General features: G+C 48.1%; 20 protein-coding genes and 1 tRNA gene. 15 read left to right on the top strand and 6 right to left on the bottom strand.

From position 1 onward, the window contains the following. Positions 1–15 precede the first annotated feature (15 nt). The 6 genes from U2F10_RS27975 (at position 16) to U2F10_RS27950 (ending at position 3,676) form a co-directional block, all read left to right on the top strand. On the top strand, positions 16–657 hold the full coding sequence (locus U2F10_RS27975) for a cytochrome c3 family protein (RefSeq protein WP_163663612.1): 642 nt from the start codon (positions 16–18) through the stop codon (positions 655–657). Between the two features lie 56 nt (positions 658–713). After that, a complete protein-coding gene (locus U2F10_RS27970; RefSeq protein ID WP_348917924.1) occupies positions 714–1,463 on the top strand; it encodes a cytochrome c3 family protein in 750 nt (249 codons plus the stop codon). A gap of 73 nt (positions 1,464–1,536) precedes the next feature. Then, positions 1,537–2,202, top strand: coding sequence for a Tll0287-like domain-containing protein (locus U2F10_RS27965; protein WP_163663615.1), 666 nt, complete (start codon positions 1,537–1,539; stop codon positions 2,200–2,202). Between the two features lie 149 nt (positions 2,203–2,351). Further along, entirely contained in the window at positions 2,352–2,945 is a 594-nt protein-coding gene (locus tag U2F10_RS27960) for a hypothetical protein (RefSeq protein WP_163663617.1), read from the top strand. A gap of 15 nt (positions 2,946–2,960) precedes the next feature. Continuing rightward, positions 2,961–3,443: a thioredoxin domain-containing protein gene (locus U2F10_RS27955; RefSeq protein ID WP_163698785.1), complete on the top strand. Its 483-nt coding sequence runs from the start codon at positions 2,961–2,963 to the stop codon at positions 3,441–3,443. A gap of 14 nt (positions 3,444–3,457) precedes the next feature. Then, on the top strand, positions 3,458–3,676 hold the full coding sequence (locus tag U2F10_RS27950) for a hypothetical protein (protein WP_163663621.1): 219 nt from the start codon (positions 3,458–3,460) through the stop codon (positions 3,674–3,676). On the opposite strand, the gene U2F10_RS27945 is transcribed toward U2F10_RS27950, so the two are convergent. The 3 genes from U2F10_RS27945 to U2F10_RS27935 all read right to left on the bottom strand — a co-directional run bounded on the left by U2F10_RS27945 (position 3,654) and on the right by U2F10_RS27935 (position 6,606). Next, positions 3,654–4,514, bottom strand: coding sequence for a pentapeptide repeat-containing protein (locus U2F10_RS27945; RefSeq protein ID WP_499873922.1), 861 nt, complete (start codon positions 4,512–4,514; stop codon positions 3,654–3,656). The two genes, U2F10_RS27950 and U2F10_RS27945, sit on opposite strands and share 23 nt — an antisense overlap. Positions 4,515–4,599: 85 nt before the next feature. Continuing rightward, positions 4,600–5,526, bottom strand: a complete 927-nt coding sequence (locus tag U2F10_RS27940; RefSeq protein WP_499873921.1) for a pentapeptide repeat-containing protein — start codon at positions 5,524–5,526, stop codon at positions 4,600–4,602. 219 nt (positions 5,527–5,745) lie between these two features. Beyond that, the gene (locus U2F10_RS27935) at positions 5,746–6,606 is read right to left on the bottom strand and encodes a LysR family transcriptional regulator (RefSeq protein ID WP_006517655.1); all 861 of its coding nucleotides are present in this window, start codon (positions 6,604–6,606) and stop codon (positions 5,746–5,748) included. Between the two features lie 115 nt (positions 6,607–6,721). Between U2F10_RS27935 and U2F10_RS27930 the strand changes: the two genes are divergently transcribed. From U2F10_RS27930 to U2F10_RS27905, 6 genes are all read left to right on the top strand, one after another. Continuing rightward, positions 6,722–7,222 carry a redox protein gene (locus U2F10_RS27930; RefSeq protein WP_163698791.1) on the top strand — a complete coding sequence of 167 codons (501 nt, stop codon included), beginning with the start codon at positions 6,722–6,724 and terminating at the stop codon, positions 7,220–7,222. A gap of 168 nt (positions 7,223–7,390) precedes the next feature. Beyond that, positions 7,391–8,257 (top strand): hypothetical protein, encoded by an 867-nt coding sequence (locus U2F10_RS27925; RefSeq protein ID WP_499873920.1) that lies wholly within the window; start codon positions 7,391–7,393, stop codon positions 8,255–8,257. A gap of 132 nt (positions 8,258–8,389) precedes the next feature. After that, positions 8,390–8,460: transfer RNA gene (locus U2F10_RS27920), tRNA-Gly, on the top strand. Positions 8,461–8,675: 215 nt separating this feature from the next. Further along, positions 8,676–8,807 carry a DUF433 domain-containing protein gene (locus U2F10_RS27915; RefSeq protein WP_499873919.1) on the top strand — a complete coding sequence of 44 codons (132 nt, stop codon included), beginning with the start codon at positions 8,676–8,678 and terminating at the stop codon, positions 8,805–8,807. 152 nt (positions 8,808–8,959) lie between these two features. Next, positions 8,960–9,340, top strand: a complete 381-nt coding sequence (locus U2F10_RS27910; RefSeq protein ID WP_499873917.1) for a DUF4359 domain-containing protein — start codon at positions 8,960–8,962, stop codon at positions 9,338–9,340. Between the two features lie 4 nt (positions 9,341–9,344). Further along, complete coding sequence (locus U2F10_RS27905; protein WP_499873916.1) at positions 9,345–10,496, top strand: cysteine desulfurase family protein; 1,152 nt, start codon at positions 9,345–9,347, stop codon at positions 10,494–10,496. A 16-nt stretch (positions 10,497–10,512) separates the two neighbouring features. Here U2F10_RS27905 and U2F10_RS27900 read toward each other — a convergent pair whose 3' ends face one another. From U2F10_RS27900 to U2F10_RS27890, 3 genes are all read right to left on the bottom strand, one after another. After that, positions 10,513–11,079, bottom strand: coding sequence for a TIGR04376 family protein (locus U2F10_RS27900; protein ID WP_163663635.1), 567 nt, complete (start codon positions 11,077–11,079; stop codon positions 10,513–10,515). A 48-nt stretch (positions 11,080–11,127) separates the two neighbouring features. Then, positions 11,128–12,162 carry a hypothetical protein gene (locus U2F10_RS27895; RefSeq protein ID WP_163663636.1) on the bottom strand — a complete coding sequence of 345 codons (1,035 nt, stop codon included), beginning with the start codon at positions 12,160–12,162 and terminating at the stop codon, positions 11,128–11,130. A gap of 324 nt (positions 12,163–12,486) precedes the next feature. Continuing rightward, a complete protein-coding gene (locus tag U2F10_RS27890; RefSeq protein ID WP_163663638.1) occupies positions 12,487–13,785 on the bottom strand; it encodes a Sll1247 family protein in 1,299 nt (432 codons plus the stop codon). Positions 13,786–14,299: 514 nt separating this feature from the next. Between U2F10_RS27890 and U2F10_RS27885 the strand changes: the two genes are divergently transcribed. The 3 genes from U2F10_RS27885 to moeB all read left to right on the top strand — a co-directional run bounded on the left by U2F10_RS27885 (position 14,300) and on the right by moeB (position 17,479). Further along, positions 14,300–15,649 carry a UDP-N-acetylmuramoyl-tripeptide--D-alanyl-D-alanine ligase gene (locus U2F10_RS27885; RefSeq protein ID WP_499873914.1) on the top strand — a complete coding sequence of 450 codons (1,350 nt, stop codon included), beginning with the start codon at positions 14,300–14,302 and terminating at the stop codon, positions 15,647–15,649. A 71-nt stretch (positions 15,650–15,720) separates the two neighbouring features. Next, the gene (locus tag U2F10_RS27880) at positions 15,721–16,239 is read left to right on the top strand and encodes a M67 family metallopeptidase (protein WP_499873912.1); all 519 of its coding nucleotides are present in this window, start codon (positions 15,721–15,723) and stop codon (positions 16,237–16,239) included. A 67-nt stretch (positions 16,240–16,306) separates the two neighbouring features. Further along, the gene (gene moeB / locus U2F10_RS27875; protein WP_163663642.1) at positions 16,307–17,479 is read left to right on the top strand and encodes a molybdopterin-synthase adenylyltransferase MoeB; all 1,173 of its coding nucleotides are present in this window, start codon (positions 16,307–16,309) and stop codon (positions 17,477–17,479) included. Positions 17,480–17,605 lie beyond the last annotated feature (126 nt).

The following is a 17,605-nucleotide window of genomic DNA, read 5'->3' as shown; positions in this document are numbered from 1 at the left end:
TTGCTTAGGGATTTGATGGCACGCTCTTTTAAGCAAAGACTAGGTAACGTATTCTCCCTCAAGACAGGCATCATTCTGGCTTTGGTTATTTTGCTTGTGTGGGTTTCAGCAGCGTTTGCTCTAGATAAGAAAGAGGTTTTTCTACCTGGTGAAACCTCTGAAGGGCATCATGTCTTTGAGGCGTCCTGTGCTTCTTGTCATGAAGGGTTTAAACCCGTTAGTAATGAGACCTGCACCCGTTGTCATGGGGCCGAGCTAGCTGATGATTTGCATGGGGTGAAAAAATTTCGAGACCCCCGCTGGGCAGAGTATCGAGAGAGAGTTGACGTACTGACCTGTACGGCTTGCCACAATGAGCATGTGCACATGTTTGGTCGGGGAGTGAATCTGCAACCTGATTTGTGTATGGCTTGCCATGAGGAGCTGACCCTGACACAGCTCAAGAGCCATGAAGGATTTGCTCCGGACGGTTGCTGGACTGCAGGTTGTCACAACTATCATGATCACAGCACGGTATCAACGGGTTTTTTGCGACAGAACATGGGAGCGCCAGAGATGTTGCCTGTTCAGGAGGTCCCTGATCGGGTGGTGACTACATCCCTAGAAGCAGCCCCTGAGCCTAACCTCAGCAAAGAGTTTTTGGGAGGTGGCTCATGATGTGTCAGATATCTAGGCTGCTGCGTTCTCTCGTGCTTTTTGGATTGATACTGCTAGTGAGTTTTGCTCCTAGTCAGATAGCTGGAGCGACGACAGAGCAAGAGCTAAGTGATATTAATAGTCTGTGGCAAAGCAGCGCCCATGCTCTTAACGATGTGAATTGCGCCAGCTGTCATCAGCATAGTGAGACTAAAGAGTTTCTGGCAGCTCCTAATCACGAGACCTGTCAATCTTGCCACGAGCAAGCGGTGGATACATTCTTACTAAGTAAGCATGGTGTCCGTCTGCTAGAAGGTGATTCGCCTTTAACCCCGGCGATGGCCAGACTACCTATGAAGCATGATGCAATGGACAAGCAGATGACCTGTAATGCTTGTCATGATGTGCATTCTGCTAACACGGTGGAAGCGTCAGTTGATGCATGCTTAACCTGTCATAACGACAATCATTCCCTGAATTATCAAAATTCCAGGCATGCTGAGTTGTTTTCAGCGAGTCAGCAGCTTCCTCGCCCTGGACCGGGTGCTGTGAGTTGTTCTACTTGTCATTTACCCCGTGTGCCCCATGGCCAAGATGATAGTACTACTGTCAAGGTGAATCACAACAATACATACAACCTCAAACCACAGGATCGCATGGTGGGGGATGTGTGCATGAATTGTCACGGCCTTGAGTATAGCTATAACAGTATTTTCGACCCTGAACTGGTCGAAGCCAATTTTGACCGACCTCCAACCCTTGAAATGGAGACCTTTGACATGATGAAGGCTGCTGAGGCGAGGAGATCGGGCAATGCCTCTGAATAGCGCATGGTTGTTGTTCAGAATCCTCTGTCGTGAACAAGATTGAAATATCCGGATGTACCAGGAGATGACTAATATGTTGATAAATTGGTTTCAGAGCATTCGCGCTAGGACAATTGGGTTACTGGGCTTAGCCGCTGCAGTTTGCTTTACTGCTGTTGCTTGTAGTGGTGGTGCTTCTTCCACCGTAGCAACTGCGACAGGTCCTAGTATTGCCCCTGATCTTGTTGCTGATTACATTCACACTGTGCTAGCAGCGGATCGTACTGCTTACACCAAGCACGTAGTAAACCGCGTAAAAACCCTTGAGGGTAAGTCTAAGGACAAAGGTGTACTTGACGTTGAATCTACTGAAGGCTGGCAGCAAACTGATGGTATCCCTCTGCCTGCACAGATGTTCCGCCTGGGTTCTGAGATTGCCAATGAATCTGGTTACTTTACCTATAACTTGATTTCTACTTGGTATATCAACGACAACCATGGACCTAAGAGTGACTTTGAAAAAATTGCTCTAGAGGAAATGGAAGCCAGTGGTGAGGCCTATAAAGATTATCAAGAAGTGGGTGGTCAAGCATATTTCTCGGCAATGTACCCCGATAAAGCCGTTGCTGAAGCTTGTGTGACTTGCCACAACACCCACCCCATTCACCTTGAACGCTATCCCGACAAGCAGTTTGAGATGGGTGAAGTGATGGGTGGTGTTGTTATTAACATTCCTGTTGAAAGCATGCCTGCTTCTTAGTTTGCCCTTTGGCATAACGGTTGTTTGACACAGCTTTAGCGGGCGTCTTTAAGAGGCTCTTCTAACATTAGGGGTAGTTGTGTTGGTTGCACGAATAGTTCTATCCCTAATGTTGTTTATTTACTGTTGCTGTTTGTTGCCTTGGGGTAATGAAGCCTAAATTTTCCACGCTAATTTTATTGACACTGGCGAGTGCTTTGTTATTGTTGCCCTTTGCGATCAGTCCGATTTATTTGGATGCGCTACGGGATCGTTCGGTGGAGCTTCATCAGTTTATCCGTGGAGAAATCTACAAGCAGGTGACAGGCTATGTTGCTCTAGCATTTGTTGTCTTTGAAATGTTGCTATCGCTACGTAAGCGAGGTCGGAGCTGGCTCGGTAAGATTAAACTGCCTGGTTCTGTGATGTTGTGGCGCAGTGTGCACATTTTCCTGGGCGTGGGTCTATTAGCGATTGTAGTTGTCCATACCATCGGGGCTACTGGCCTTAATTTCAATTATTTATTTTTGTGGGTGTTTTTTGCAGTTACCCTCTCTGCTCTTGTAGGAGTAGTGGCAGAAACAGGAATACTTGAGTCACCACGTAAATTCTTTGGTGTACCAGGGAATAAAGATTTAGTGATGACGAAGGGGCCATTGATCCGCAATATGCGGGCTGTTTGGCTGCCTACCCATATTTTTCTAGTCAGTGTTTTTATATTGATGCTGGGGGTGCATGTGTTCCTGGCTTACTACTATCGCTAAGGGGACAGTGAGTTGATGGTTTTTACGACGAAGGACGGTGCAACTGGCTCGTCAATCAAATTAGTGGGTGCCATGATTGCGATTTTGGTAGCGATTTTGGTGACCCTATTGATTACGCGTCCGGCGGCAACGACGACCAGTTTCACGCCCCTTTCAGGATTGATGACCTTAAAAACGATGGCAGCTGAGGCGACGCCCTATGAAGTTGCGATCGCATCTCCAAACCCTACATTCATCGAGTTTTACGCTAACTGGTGCACGACCTGTCAGGGCATGTCCCCTGCGATTGCTGATCTACATCAGCAGTATGGCGATACCATTAGCTTTGTTATGCTAGACATTGATGATCCTCAATGGGCGAATCAAGTTTCAGACTATGGTGCATCTGGTGTCCCTCAGTTCACGCTGCTCAATGCCCAACATGATGAGGTCAAAACATGGGTTGGCAAAGTGCCAAAACCCATCCTCGCGAATGTTTTTGACCAGTTGCTTGGATAGGGAATGATATAGCTATGACATTATTAGATCGATTTCTCAAACTATTAGAATTTCTAGAAGCAGCCCAAGAGGTATTCGAGTTTTTGACTACCCCCACTGGCCTGTCGGGCGTGCTGGCCATTTGCCTTTACTTTCCAATGCAGGCGCTAGGGTGTGACGCATCGGCAGCAGCTACCCTCGCTTGTACAGCTGCTCTAACCTTTTTCTGCCTTATTGAAAAGCCCGATTTTTGAAGAGTTGGGCACTATGGCAACGCGCATCAGGTGGCCATTCTGTAGGAACTTTACTATGACTGGTAATTCCTATGGCATCGGTCTGTAGGATGTTAGTCAAGTTTGCACCTTTGAGATTGGCTCCAGTTAAATCAGCTCCTGATAAATTGGCGTTTGTTAAGTCAGCTCCCCGTAAATCAGCATGCTGTAGGTTGGCCCGTTGTAGACAGATTCCCTGGCAATTAGTAGCTGTTAAGTCAGCTTTTCTAAAGCATGCCCCTGTGAAATCTGCGTCACTTAAATCGCTACCTTCTAGATTTGCAGATGTCAGATTGGCCTCTGTGGCCAAAACTTGTGAAAGATTGCTCCAGCTAAGGTCGGCTGTCACCAATTGGGTCCCCATCAGTCGAGCTGTTGCCCAATTGGTTTGATGTAAACAAGCGCCACTAAAATCAGCTTTTATGGCCAAAGTTCCCCAGAGCTGAGCGTTTGAAAAGTTAGAATCTTGAGCAGATACCTCACACAAGGTTGCACCAGTCAGCTTAGCTAGGACAAAATCCGCCCGGTCTAGCTTTGCTGCCGTTAGGTTGGCACAGCTCCAATCAGCGTGACAAACATCAGCCTCAGTTAAGTCAGCCCATAATCCTTGTAGCCAGATGCCGACCGTGTTTTGCAAGTTGGCAGCTACCAATATGCCCCCGCTGATATCAGCCCAAATAAAACTAGCTTTAGATAAATCACTGCGGCTAAAATCTAAGCCACTTAGATTAGCCTGATAGAAATTAGCTTGGTACAAACGAATACCAACAAAGCTGCGTTCAGTTTGGTGATATTGCTGCCAGAAAGCGAGGATATCCATAACCTTGAAGAGGTGAAACAACTCAACTCTCCCCACTGCGTAAGCACCTATGTTGTAGCACTCTACATTAGGTGGTGTAGCATTTTTAACCAGGCAAATTTAGTGCCCCGCTCTGCTTGAGCCAGACAATCTGAGCCTCAGTCAATCCCTGTACATCAGTAAAAATAGCGCCTGCGACTTGAGCATCGGTAAAATCAACAGCTGTCAAGTTGGCATTTTCAAGATTTGCTTGCTGCAAGTTCACCCCTGCCAAGTTAGCGCCTGCAAGATTTGCCCCCTCTAGCTGAGCACCCATCATAGAGGCATCAGTCCAGTCAGTTTCAATTAAACTGGCTCCATTCAGTGTTGCCCAGTCAGCTTGGGCTGCCATCAATACAGCACCGTCTAGCTGTGTTTGCTCCAGAATGGCGTTGAGCAAGTTCGCTTTAGTTAAATTAGCGCCATTCAAGTTAGCTGCGCGCAACCGAGCTGCCTCCAGGTCAGCTTGTTGAAAATTAGCGCCTCGCACTGTTGCACGATGCCAGTTGCTGCGAGTCAGATTAGCGCCTTCAAAGACCGCTTCGCTAAAGTCAGAATCAATTAGCTGCGCCTTGACTAGATTTGCCCAACTGAAGCGGGTGCGATGACCAATGGCATTGGATAAATCGGCCTGGGTCAACGTGGCAAATGATAGGTCAGCTTCAGTGAGATGCGCGCCATGAAACTTGGCTTTAGGTGCCTGTAGTTCACGGAAAATCCCCCGCTCTAAACGAGCACGGGTCAATTCAGCCGCATCCAATCGGGCTTTATCAAAGCGAGCGTCTGAAAGTACCGCCAGAACTAGTGTGGCTTTTGAAAAGTCAGTACCTTCACAGGACGCACCGGTCAAATTTGCTTGCCGTAGATACGCATGGGCAAAATTCCCTCGGTCCAGTGCGGCTCCTCCCAGATCTATCTTGCTCAGCTCAGCTCGACGTAACGATTGCTGATGGCTAATCTTGGAGAGCACTTCGTTAACGGTAAGCTGAGCCATAATGCCAAAAATCCTTACTGCGGTATCAGAAGCAACAATTTAATCTTGATAACCGTATAATACACAACAGTTTTATCTGATTCCCTGTGAATTAAGAATTGTTAGGCCTAATTTGTCTAGATTTGATGACATTATCAGGCTATGGCTGTTCTAGCTTCGATTTAATCTCACTGACGTTGTTAAGGTCATGCTCATGGCGTGGCCTCCTCAGAGTGTTCCTTAGCTGTTCTTCATCACTTCTAAAAACCTGGTGACAGCCGGTGAGGGTGGCACGTTAGCCAAGATAGCGACGCCAATCACCCGTTCTAGGGGGACAGGCAGGGGACAACTGTCGACCGTATCAGGAATGGGCATGGCTGCTAAACGCGGTAAGATAGCGGCTCCCAGGCCTTGGGCCACCATACTCACAATGGTGGAATCTTCTTTAACGTTGTAGGCCACTTTCAATGGCTGTTGCCAGCGTGACCAATGTTCTCTGACTGCGGTGGTGCATTCGGCATAGTTAAGCAAAATAAAAGAGCGGGTGGACAGTTCATCCCAAGTAATGGGCTTGGCTGTAGGATGTTGGGCTTTGGGAAGGAGTACTACATACTCATCCCGAGTAATTTCCCAGGTTGTAAAGTCTTCGGAGCGGGGTAAAGGCAGCAACCCCAAGTCTGCACCGCCAGACCGTAGTGCTTGTTCTACACCGGCTGGGTCAAATTCATCCAGACTCACTTCTACCCGTGGGTAGTGCCGTTGAAACTCGGCAATTTTAGGTGGCAGAATGTGAGTGGAGGCGCTCCGAAAAGAGGCGATACGTAGACGGCTATTGTAGAGAGCCTTTTCGAGATTGACTTCGTATTCGATCGATTCACGCAATTCTAAAATCTGTTTTGCATGGCTGACTACACGTGCGCCAATGGTGGTGAGCTTGGCCCCCATGCGCCCGCGCACAAGCAAGGGGACATTGAGTTCATTTTCGAGGGATGCGATCGCACGACTAACCGCCGACTGAGACATATCCAACTGCATGGCCGCATCCGAAAAACTGCCACATTTGCCAATGGTCACGAGCACTTGAAGTTGGGAAATGTTCATCAATAGAATCTATTCGGTTAGCGCATAGATACTTTCCGCTGGGCGATTTGATCCTTCAAATGGAGGCCGTTAGCTTAAATGCATCATCACGCTTAAGCAGCAAAGTTTAATTTCTATGTTTGAACTATATCCGTTCGAAAAGTTTCGAGATACTCCTAGCGTTCAATTTTTTGACATTACAGTCCCCAAGTCGAATGCCCGTGATTTAGTGTTTCACGATGGCCCTGCCATTAGCCCCCACAGCACTAAAACCGGTGATTGGCAATTTTATTTACACCCGCGCCAAGAAGATAATCTGTTGGCACTGTCTGGGGGACGGACGTTCTATCTGGTTAACTTTAGCTGGGACTATCCGTTCCATCGGGTACGCCTTGAGCAAAATGCCTATATTTTGCGGATTCCACCGGGCACATTCCATCGGTCCGAGTCGGACCCCAAGGGTTCCCTTGTGATTAATCAAGCAGTACGTCAGGCCGCTGCCACTGTGCACAGTGAGTTTCGAGTCTATAACAGTGCTGAAATTCCGAAACTGCGAGCTTTACTTGCCTCTGGGTTGCCGCCCATGGACCATGGGTTTCCCTCAAAGGAAATGGTTGCGCCGCCGTTGGCTGCGTAGCACTCCCATGCAAAATTCAAATTCCTACAGCGTCTATCGACCATCGGTAGACGCTTTTATGATAGACATTCAGGCAATTTCCACTTAGGAAAGTGTGCCAGTGATAGGGGAATGCGATCGCACATCTTCTAATTTAAGAGGCATAACCTACTTGCGTGGGGAGCATCTATGGCTGAAACCAATTTCACACAGTTAACCCAGTTGCCCTGGCCAGCATTTATCAGTGCATCGTTGATATTACATGTTGGAGCTTTAGTCGCGAGCCTACCGATCATTTTACAGGTGGATGCGCCCCCTGATAATTCTGTAACCATTCCGGTGACCCTGGTGGGTGAAGGGGATATGCCAGTTGCTGCCGTTGACAGTCCACCACCAGACATTCCTCCAGCTGAAGCCCCCTTACAACAGCCCAATGCCCTTGGTGGCCAAGACCCAGCGGTTGAGCCAACTAACCAGAATCAGGGATTAGCACAGCAGGCTCCGCCACAAAACGGTCTAGCTCAAAAGCCTGAACCAGAGGCTGTAAATACCGATCCTTCTGAGAACCCCACCACCAAGCCAAACAACGGCACTGAAAGCTCTGACGGAACTATTACAGAGAATCCACCAGCTTCAGATCACCAGACCCACGACACCGAAAAGCCCCAAAACCCTGAGTCCGCAATAGGTGATGGCGCAATTGCCATCAGCATTGTCGGCACCTCGACTGTGCCGCCTGGCACCCCAGGTGATTGGCCAGATGTTTTGCCTACGTTGCAGAGTGCCTCTGCATTGAGCGTGACTGATCACACGTGTAATAACGCTTTACCGGCTGGCGAGGTCACGTTGGGATTGGTGATCGCAGCCGATGGCTCTGTTATCCAGGTTTTTGCCCCGCCTGATGAGGACACGATGTCAGCACAAATTGCCAGCTGCTTACTCACCCATGCCCTCAGCGTGAATCCTGCTGCGATCCGATTTGCGCCTGCATACACTGGCCAGCAAGCCATCATTACCGATCGAATGCAGCTCACATTACGATTCTCCCCAGGATAAAAGCCTTGATTTTCAACCAGCTTTCTTATGGCAAACTGTGTTAACCTAGCAAAGCTGGTTGAGCAAATGCTCAAAGTAAAGCTAGTCAAGCACATGCTTGCTGTTACGCTGGTCAAGCATAAGCTTGAACTTGCGGGTGTAGTTTAGTGGTAAAACCTTAGCCTTCCAAGCTAATGATGGGGGTTCGATTCCCCCCACCCGCTTTGAAAATCTAAATATTCAGTTATCAGGTGTCTGTTAGTTTCGAGCTAACGCTGTCTAAGAGATGAATGTTAAACACTGAATCAGTACAGCGTTGATATTCCATAACACTTCAAGCAACTCTCCAGAAAAATTGTTGTTTGGATGCATGTTGTTGACACAGCGTTGAAAATTAAAAGTAAACAACAGGTTTCTGATCGTAGCTGGAACTGGTGGTGTGCCCACGAAAATAATTGCCGAACTCTACAATGCAGGCGACTCGATTGAAGACATTGCCCACGAATATAGCTGCACTACAGTCCAAATTTATACGGCTATTTGGTTTGAGTCTCAATCACAGGTTGCATGAGTAAGTCATGGGCCATCTTCTTCACTGACCGTGCATTAAGCTATTGAAACTTTGGGATGATGTGTAGTGTAAATAATCTAACCCATGTTCATTGACCTGCTTATGTTAGAACGGTAGGACAACCATAATTACCAGGACTCTACTACAGATCAATGAAAGTCAAAGCGTTTCTAGGAATAGTAGGGTTAGGCGCATTGGCAGCCGTGCTGATCGCGACTAACCCAGATCAAGAGCAGTACAATGCATTTGCAGCGGAAACCCTACAAACTGAAGCACGCGCGGCATTTTGCCAGGCAGACGAACTTGATGACTGGTTAGGGGATTTGGGTAAAGCTCTTGGTAATATTTGTGAGACGGCCATTGAAAATGGAACCCTCATCGGAGAAGAGGATCTTACGGAATTTATAGAAGACAACACTCAGCGCCAAAACTTTTGGGTCTTTAGCCTATACACAACAGAAATTCCAGCGGTGCGGGTGAGAATACTAGGAATTTTCAACCGATTTATTCCTATTCAACAAACCGTGGGATAATCCTATGCCAGGCTCTCCGATTTATCTTGATTGCCATGCTACAACACCCGTTGATCAACGGGTTGTTGAGGTAATGCTGCCATTTTTTACAGAACATTTTGGTAATCCTAGCAGCATCCATCACTATGGTTGGCCGGTTGAAGCTGCTATTAAAAAAAGTCGTGAAGCTATCTCACATAGCATCAATGCACAACCAGAAGAGCTTGTTTTCACCAGTGGTGCTACTGAGGCTAACAACTTAGCCATCAAAGGTGTTGCGGAAGCTTATTTTAGCCATGGCAAACATATCATCACGGTGCAAACAGAACATAGCGCAGTCTTAGACCCTTGCCGCTATTTAGAATCCCTGGGTTTTGAAGTGACCTATTTGCCCGTAGAGCCTGATGGTTTATTGTCTCTACCCTTATTAGAAAAGGCAATTCGTCCAGAGACTATTTTGGTCTCGGTCATGGCGGCTAATAATGAAATTGGAGTGCTGCAACCGCTGAAAGAGATTGGGGCTCTATGCCAAGAGCGAGAGATTTTGTTCCATACAGATGCGGCCCAGGCGATTGGTAAAGTACCTTTGGATATTCAGGCGATGAATATCCATCTGATGTCGATGACGGCCCATAAAGTCTATGGGCCAAAAGGGATTGGGGCTCTCTATGTGCGACGACGTCATCCTCGGGTAAATCTGGCAGCTCAACTCCACGGCGGTGGTCATGAGCGTGGAATGCGTTCGGGTACACTCTATCCACCACAGATTGTGGGGTTTGCCAAAGCGCTTGAGCTGGCTACGGCAGAGATGACTACAGAACGTGAGCGTTTAAGGGGGTTGCGATCGCAACTCCTAACCCACCTCAACCCATTGCCAGACAGTTATCTCAACGGCCATCCCACCCAGCGACTCCCAGGCAATCTCAACATGAGCTTTGGCGGTGTAGACGGCCAAAGCCTATTGCTGGGGCTCCAGTCAGTGGTCGCCCTTTCCTCAGGTTCGGCCTGTAGCTCAGCGAGCACGGCCCCATCCCATGTGCTTAAGGCTCTGGGGCGCAGCGATCCGCTAGCCTACGCATCCCTACGTTTTGGCTTAGGCCGCTTTACCACTGAACAAGAGATTCAGCAGGTGGGTCAAGCGGTTGTCGAAACGGTGCAGGCACTACGATCTCTGTAGAAAGCTTAATCCCTGCCTACTTACCCATTTGGCGTTTTAATTCTTCCAGTTCCGCCTCAGTTTCCCAACGCTGAAAGCTCTCTTCTAACGGATCCAGCGGCTTGGATTGGAATGGACTGCGATGCCAACCGGTAGTACTAGAATCCCTGGGAGGTGTCTGAGCAGCAGCTTGGGCCGTGGCAATTTTGGCTTTCAATTCCTGTCGCTTAGCATGGATTTGCTGTTGCAGGGTTTGAGTTTCTGCCAGCCGTGACTTGATGCTCTTCATCTGGCCCCACAAATGATTCCCCTGGCGCAGCAAGGTTGCCTCCCGTTCTTTGGCAGGCTTTACCAAATCAAGGCGCTGGGCAGACTCTGCCTTAGCAATACGTTCATGCCAACGCTTAATATCCTTTGCGGTATCTAGAACAGCTGTTTCCAACTCGGCTTCACGACGTTTGAGGGTGGCTAATGTAGCGATCGCATCTTCTTCTTGACCCCGTAGTTGTTCCTCAAGAGCCATCATCTCTAAATGAGGGTGGGCTTTGAGGAACTCATCTAAGCGGGTCTCCAAAAAGCGGCTGAAATCATCAAATATGCTCATATATTTGCTATGCCGACACCATGCAATCAACCATCAAGCCCAGTGTACTTAAAATTGTTGACCAATGTAGATGGAGCGCACCTCACCATTACGTCTAACAACGACCTCTTCATTACTAATTGATACAATGCTCCAACCACTGCTGCCAATGGTTTCACCAATATAGACTCGCTGTGATGTGCCATTGACTTCAAACAAAGCTGCCGAGCGCTCTCCCAATTCCAGCACACCGACGAGCTCGTAAGTATTGGCAGTAGAAATGTTCGGAATAGTCGCTGTTGTGTTGGGCGACTCGGTGCTTGCACCGTTGGGAGCAGGTAAAGACGGTGATGTCACAACATTGGAAGGTGAACCTTGATTGTTCCCTGAACCAGGCTGTAACAGGGGAACAAAGACACGTTCAATCACATTGTTGGAAGGTTTTCCTGCTGCCACCTGATTGCCGGATGGGTTGCCAGGTACTGTAGCAATGGCACCAGGGGACTGGGTTTCAGTTTGAGCACTGCGCTCACCCCGGATCACCCCTAGCGACCGCTTGAGGTATTCACCAAAAGCAGTTTCCTGGGATATGGCAGGTAAGACAGCCTCTTCTGATGCCGTTGGGAGGGCAGCTGGGGCGGTTGAGGAATCTGCTGTTTGCACATTAGGTTGCTGTCGCATCCACCAGATACCAGCGGCAGTTAAACCTGATAAACACAATGCACCCAGCATAAAATTGCCCAGGCGTTTCTTGCTGAATCGCTTGCTAGACCATATTTTTGGTTTGTCAGACTTAGCTGAGCTAGTTTTAGTGTCTGTGGTTGTGGCCTTAGCACTCTGCTCTACTGCTTGAGTAGCAGTAATGGGCACAATCATCGCCGGGACTGTAACCGATTGATCGCTCAGCAAGGACTGTGTTCCCTGAGAGGCTTGAATACCAGGATCTGCATAAATAGCGGATTCTTCACCCGCCAAAATGCGGTCGACATCCTCAAAGATTTCATCCATCAAATCTTCAGCATAAGCATCGACCAAAGTGTCAGCTTCTTGGGACGTGCCTGCAGGGGCAGCTGCGGCGGCATTGGACTGTCTAGATTGGCTCATAACTTGACATGTACGATTTGACAGTGGGGGGCTACGGACGGACCAACAATAGCCGATTGTTCTTAGGCAAGATGCCTAGAAAGTTAGCAGAGTATACAGCAAACTGAAAAGGAAAATTTCGATTTTATAGAAAATATTCTGACGCATTATATAAATAATATGCACAAAACCCTTGCACTGGAAGACTTGCAGCGGCTCTTGGTTGCTTGAGACGAATAATACACATTAACGTATTCAGCGCCAATTGTTTATATTTGTGCAACAAAATAACTGCATGTACTGCGCATGATACCCAGCGAATGCAGTTATTTTTCAACGTAATACCTACGCAAATGTATGGGATATATCCAGATGGCCAAATGTTAAGCTCAGCGCTAAATTCAAGGTCTCCAGAATTTTCACTAGCCAGCCGACAGAATCCTGCTTGGCTAACTCGTAGTGATTAAACAATGTGGACAACCGACGCTCTAGGTAAGGCTTAACCTTGCGGCACAACAGCAAAATTCTGAGTAATAGGCCTGTTGTCAGGGTTGCACCCAGATTATTGATCAGATCAATGAAAACAAAGTGAGAGTGGGAACCAGCAGGGTCAACGACTAAAAAGTTGAACAAGTTAGAGCATGTCCGCACTAGCAAAAAGTCATTAAGCCGTTGATTATCATTTTCAGGATAGATATCTTTTAGATTCTGGTACAGAGCATTATTGAAGTGCTGACGCCCATAGGCAGGGTCGACACCTGATACCAAATATTCGTAAAAATCATCCTTAAACGACTTGAAGGATGCTGTCTCGCAACATTGGCTACGAAACTTTAGGGCTAAGTCATTATAGGTACGCCCATGGGCATCCCTGCCAGAGAACTGCTGTAGGGAGTCAACCAGCTCGCGATCGCTAAGTAATGTGGGATTATTCGATGGTCGTAACCATTGGCCTTGTTTTTCTAAGAGCCCCTCTCGCTTCAGTCGTGAGCGGCGTACACGGTAGTTTACGTACTGAGACAGATCCAACTCCACTTTCTTTTGAGCCTGGTGCTGCATCCGTCGTACGTGGGTTTGCTGCTCCTTAGGGCTTTCTTCACTTAGCAAACAATGCTCATATAAATATGGGTAGCGACCAATTAGAGTGCCTAGGGGTTGACGAGCGCGCAAGCTAGGGTCACTGTCTCGTTCCATGACCTGGACCAAGCGCTTGAGCATGAGGTATTGCTCAGTTTTTCTAAACTGAGACACAATTTCTCTCAAACGACGCACGGAGCGTGCCCTCGACACCTCACGGACGGCATGGCTGGGAGCATATTCAAAGAGACTGACGAGTTCCGCAATGGCTGGCTGATGATCTCGGTTTTTCTGCCATCGATTGATCAGAATATGACAGCAACGATTCAGAATATGGTGGAAATACATATCCGCATGGGAGTCCAGCAGAATCTTATCGAGACTGGTGACTACCTGGTAATCACCATATCCAGTACCGTCGATAAATAACGTGTTGAAGCGATTAATTAGTACATCAGGTCGCTCGGAATCTACACAGCCAAGCCAATGATCGTAAAGCACCTGTTCCTGTGGACTAACTAATCGCGCACCATAATCAGATTGCGAGTAGCCTGATTGGACATTCACCAGTGAAACCTCAGCAAATACACCTTATGTAAAGACAAACTTCTACAGGGAAAACTTGCGGCGATCGAAACTACAGACAAACTTATTTTTAAGTCTAACTGCTCCTGATGACCTAAGACAGCATAAAAACTTACAAAAGACCTTGAGAGATGCTGAAGAGGGGGCAATCTAGCAGCATAACTAGACTTAAAGCTGAAATGGTCGAAGGTTTAACTTAAATCACAAGCGTTTCAACGGAGGCACATTGGTAGGTTTGATCTACGGGTCTACAGCGGCGCAAACTGAGACTAACATCCCCCTAAGTTTAGATTCGTGTTCTTCCCCACAATAGACTAACGTCTTACTAGTTTAACCCACAGGGATTTTCAGATAGGATGCGACTGCACCGTCTCTGCTGAAGCTTCTGTAAATTCACAGAACTTTCTTCATCAAGCCTATATGTGGTTAGCATAACTAATGCTGATGAAACAGTGCTGATGAAACAGAGCCTGCTTAAATTTCTCACAATACTGTTATGTCTAGCTTTGCTGCCGTTTCCCAGCTTTTAGATGCCCTTGATGACGAATTGGTCGGACACACTCTGAGGCCTACTCAGCTAGACCAGATGGTGGGACATATCAGTACAGATACTCGCACCATCCAGGTCGATGACTTGTTTTTGGCGTTAGAAGGTGAGCGGTTTGACGGTCATAGGTTTGTCGAGCAGGCACTGGCATCTGGTGCGATCGCAACCATCACTCGCCAAGGTGTGATTACGGCTGAGGTGCCCCGTATAGAAGTAAAAGATACCCTGGTGGCTTACCAACGCATAGGCCGCTGGTGGCGTCAGCGATTAGGGTTACCCGTGGTAGCCATTACTGGCTCTGTGGGTAAAACGACGACAAAAGAACTGATCTCAGCAGCCCTGGGCCTACATGGGGGCGTCCATAAGACCCGTGCCAATTTTAATAATGAAATCGGTGTACCCAAGACACTCTTGGAGATCACCCCCGAGCATGACTATGCCGTTGTGGAAATGGGGATGCGAGGCCCCGGGGAAATTGCCGTGCTGACGCAGATAGCTCAGCCCAATGTGGCTGTGATCACGAATGTGGGTACGGCCCATATTGGGCGGCTAGGCTCCGAACAAGCAATTGCAAATGCTAAATGCGAGCTACTGGCTAATATGCGGCCCGATGGCATTGCTGTGCTCAATCAAGATAACCTCCGATTGATGGAGACGGCGGCTCGAGTTTGGTCGGGTAAAACCATTACCTATGGCTTAACTGGCGGCGATGTCCATGGTCAGTTTCAGGGGCAAACGGTTGTGGTAGATGGTCAGGTGCTGCCATTGCCCTTAGCAGGTGAGCACAATGCGCTGAATTATTTAAGTGCGATCGCAACTCTTCAGGCCCTAAACCTTGACTGGTCTGGTTTAACCAAAGGCCTGGATGTCAATATGCCCGCAGGTCGGGCTAAACGATATGAGCTGGCCCATGACATTGTGCTGCTGGATGAAACCTACAATGCTGGTGTTGAGTCCATGAAAGCGGCCCTAAGGTTACTAAAAGATCAGCCAGGAAAGCGCCATATTGCCGTTCTTGGCACCATGAAAGAGTTGGGGCACAAGTCTGTAGAGCTGCACCAGGCCATCGGCGAAGTGGTCCAAACGTTAGGTATCGATCATCTATTTATCTTGGCGGACCCTGCTGAAGCTGCGGCAATGGCAACGGGGTCTGGAGCCATACCCCATCAGCAATTTACGAGCCATACTGATTTAACACAGCGCCTACAGCAATTTATTCAGTCAGGCGATCGGTTACTGTTCAAAGCATCACGCTCAGTGGAAATGGATAAGGTCGTGAAGCCATTACTTGAGTCTTAGATCGTTAAGGATATTAATTAAGGGTCACAGAATCTGCTCTACAATAAAAAATCTGACACTTTCATCTGGTTGTGGCTCTGATCCTTACACAAGAGCATATTGAACGCATGCAAACCCATGCAGAGCAAGCCTATCCCCATGAGGGGTGCGGTTTGCTAGTGGGGACGTTTGACGCTGCAACCGACCAAAAGACATTAGCGAATGTAGTTCTATTGGATAATGCGTGGTCTGCTGATGTTGCTGTGGCTCTGGCTGAACGAGGCCAGGGTGACTCGGCGGCGATGACAAAAACGCGACGCTATTGGATTGATCCCAAAGATTTATTTGAAACCCAGCGCCAGGCTAGGGAAGAAGGCCTGAGCATTATTGGGGTATATCATTCGCATACTGATGCTGACGCGGTGCCGTCGCAGTGCGATCGCGATCTAGCTTGGCCTGCTTATGCCTACATCATTGTGTCTGTCCGTAATGGTATCGCTGTGGATATCCGCAACTGGCAGCTAGATAACAATCATCAATTTCAGCCTGAACCACTAAAAATTGTGCCAGCCTCTGCGGCAAAGGATCGAATGCCGCGCTTGTCGTCCTGAAACTTGAAAAACGCTCACCCGTAGCGTTGCAACAGACCATTACATCTCTTTTCGTTCTCAAGGAACCATGCTGAATCCAAATCTGGATGACATCCAACTAACTAAAGAAGACTATGAGCGCTACTCACGGCATCTAATCCTGCCCGAAGTAGGCGTTGACGGTCAGAAGCGCCTAAAAGCTGCCAGTGTACTGTGTATCGGTACGGGCGGTCTTGGCTCTCCCTTAATTCTGTATCTGGCAGCAGCTGGCGTTGGTCGTATCGGCCTTGTCGACTTCGACGTAGTTGACTACTCCAACCTGCAACGCCAAATTATTCACGGCACCTCTTGGGTCGATAAACCTAAAATCGAATCGGCCAAGCATCGAATTCTTGAAATCAATCCCCATTGTCAAGTCGACCTACACAATACTCGTCTAAGTGCTGACAATGCCCTCAAGATTTTTGAACCCTATGACATCATTGTAGACGGCACCGATAACTTCCCCACCCGCTACCTGGTGAATGACGCTTGTGTGCTACTCAACAAGCCCAACGTCTATGGCTCTATTTTCCGGTTTGAAGGCCAGGCGACGGTCTTCAATTATGAAGATGGTCCCAACTATCGCGATCTCTATCCCGAGCCCCCACCGCCGGGCCTGGTCCCCTCCTGTGCAGAGGGAGGGGTTCTAGGTATTCTCTGCGGTATTGTCGGCTCTATTCAAGCCACAGAAACCATTAAGATCATTTTAGGTGCGGGCAATACCCTCAGCGGTCGTTTATTGCTATATAACTCTCTGGATATGTCGTTCCGTGAGTTAAAGCTACGCCCCAATCCAGTGCGACCTGTGATTGAAAAATTGATTGATTATGAGCAATTTTGCGGTATCCCCGATGCTAAGGCAGCTGAAGCTCAACAGAAGGCAGCTATAGACGAAATGAGTGTGACTGACCTCAAGCAGTTGCTTGACAGCGACAGCAGTGATTATGTCTTACTTGATGTTCGTGATCCAAACGAATACAAAATCGCCCAGATTCCCGGCTCAGTGCTAATACCGCTCTCCGAAATTGAGAGCGGTGCTGGGGTTGAGAAAGTTCGAGGATTAGTGAACGGCCATAAACTCATCGCCCATTGCAAGATGGGTGGTCGTTCTGCCAAAGCACTCTCTATTCTCAAAGATGCAGGCATTGAAGGGACCAACGTGACGGGGGGCATTCTGGCCTGGAGTCGTGAGGTCGATCCCTCAGTACCTCAGTACTAAATTTAGTGTGTTCTTCCGAAATCCCTTTCTAACGAGAAGGATTTAAGCCATTGTCTTCTAAAAAGACAATGGCTCAGTTCCATCAATAGCTCATCTTTTTGTGTACAGACGTTGCAAGCAACGTCT

The sequence above is a fragment of the Leptothoe sp. EHU-05/26/07-4 genome, from assembly GCF_043421015.1.
GTDB classification, from domain to species: domain Bacteria; phylum Cyanobacteriota; class Cyanobacteriia; order Phormidesmidales; family Phormidesmidaceae; genus Leptothoe; species Leptothoe turfae.
This window is presented reverse-complemented; position numbering and strand designations above follow the sequence as displayed.

Bases quoted from the DNA above. Each gene is read 5' to 3' on its own strand.
- U2F10_RS27940 (WP_499873921.1), bottom strand. From the start codon at position 5,526: ATGGCTCAGCTTACCGTTAACGAAGTGCTCTCCAAGATTAGCCATCAG.
- U2F10_RS27960 (WP_163663617.1), top strand. From the start codon at position 2,352: ATGAAGCCTAAATTTTCCACGCTAATTTTATTGACACTGGCGAGTGCT.
- U2F10_RS27905 (WP_499873916.1), top strand. From the start codon at position 9,345: ATGCCAGGCTCTCCGATTTATCTTGATTGCCATGCTACAACACCCGTT.
- U2F10_RS27900 (WP_163663635.1), bottom strand. From the start codon at position 11,079: ATGAGCATATTTGATGATTTCAGCCGCTTTTTGGAGACCCGCTTAGAT.
- U2F10_RS27935 (WP_006517655.1), bottom strand. From the start codon at position 6,606: ATGAACATTTCCCAACTTCAAGTGCTCGTGACCATTGGCAAATGTGGC.
- moeB (WP_163663642.1), top strand. From the start codon at position 16,307: ATGCTGAATCCAAATCTGGATGACATCCAACTAACTAAAGAAGACTAT.
- U2F10_RS27925 (WP_499873920.1), top strand. From the start codon at position 7,391: ATGGCTGAAACCAATTTCACACAGTTAACCCAGTTGCCCTGGCCAGCA.
- U2F10_RS27895 (WP_163663636.1), bottom strand. From the start codon at position 12,162: ATGAGCCAATCTAGACAGTCCAATGCCGCCGCAGCTGCCCCTGCAGGC.
- U2F10_RS27950 (WP_163663621.1), top strand. From the start codon at position 3,458: ATGACATTATTAGATCGATTTCTCAAACTATTAGAATTTCTAGAAGCA.
- U2F10_RS27930 (WP_163698791.1), top strand. From the start codon at position 6,722: ATGTTTGAACTATATCCGTTCGAAAAGTTTCGAGATACTCCTAGCGTT.
- U2F10_RS27945 (WP_499873922.1), bottom strand. From the start codon at position 4,514: ATGGATATCCTCGCTTTCTGGCAGCAATATCACCAAACTGAACGCAGC.
- U2F10_RS27955 (WP_163698785.1), top strand. From the start codon at position 2,961: ATGGTTTTTACGACGAAGGACGGTGCAACTGGCTCGTCAATCAAATTA.
- U2F10_RS27885 (WP_499873914.1), top strand. From the start codon at position 14,300: ATGTCTAGCTTTGCTGCCGTTTCCCAGCTTTTAGATGCCCTTGATGAC.
- U2F10_RS27910 (WP_499873917.1), top strand. From the start codon at position 8,960: ATGAAAGTCAAAGCGTTTCTAGGAATAGTAGGGTTAGGCGCATTGGCA.
- U2F10_RS27965 (WP_163663615.1), top strand. From the start codon at position 1,537: ATGTTGATAAATTGGTTTCAGAGCATTCGCGCTAGGACAATTGGGTTA.
- U2F10_RS27975 (WP_163663612.1), top strand. From the start codon at position 16: ATGGCACGCTCTTTTAAGCAAAGACTAGGTAACGTATTCTCCCTCAAG.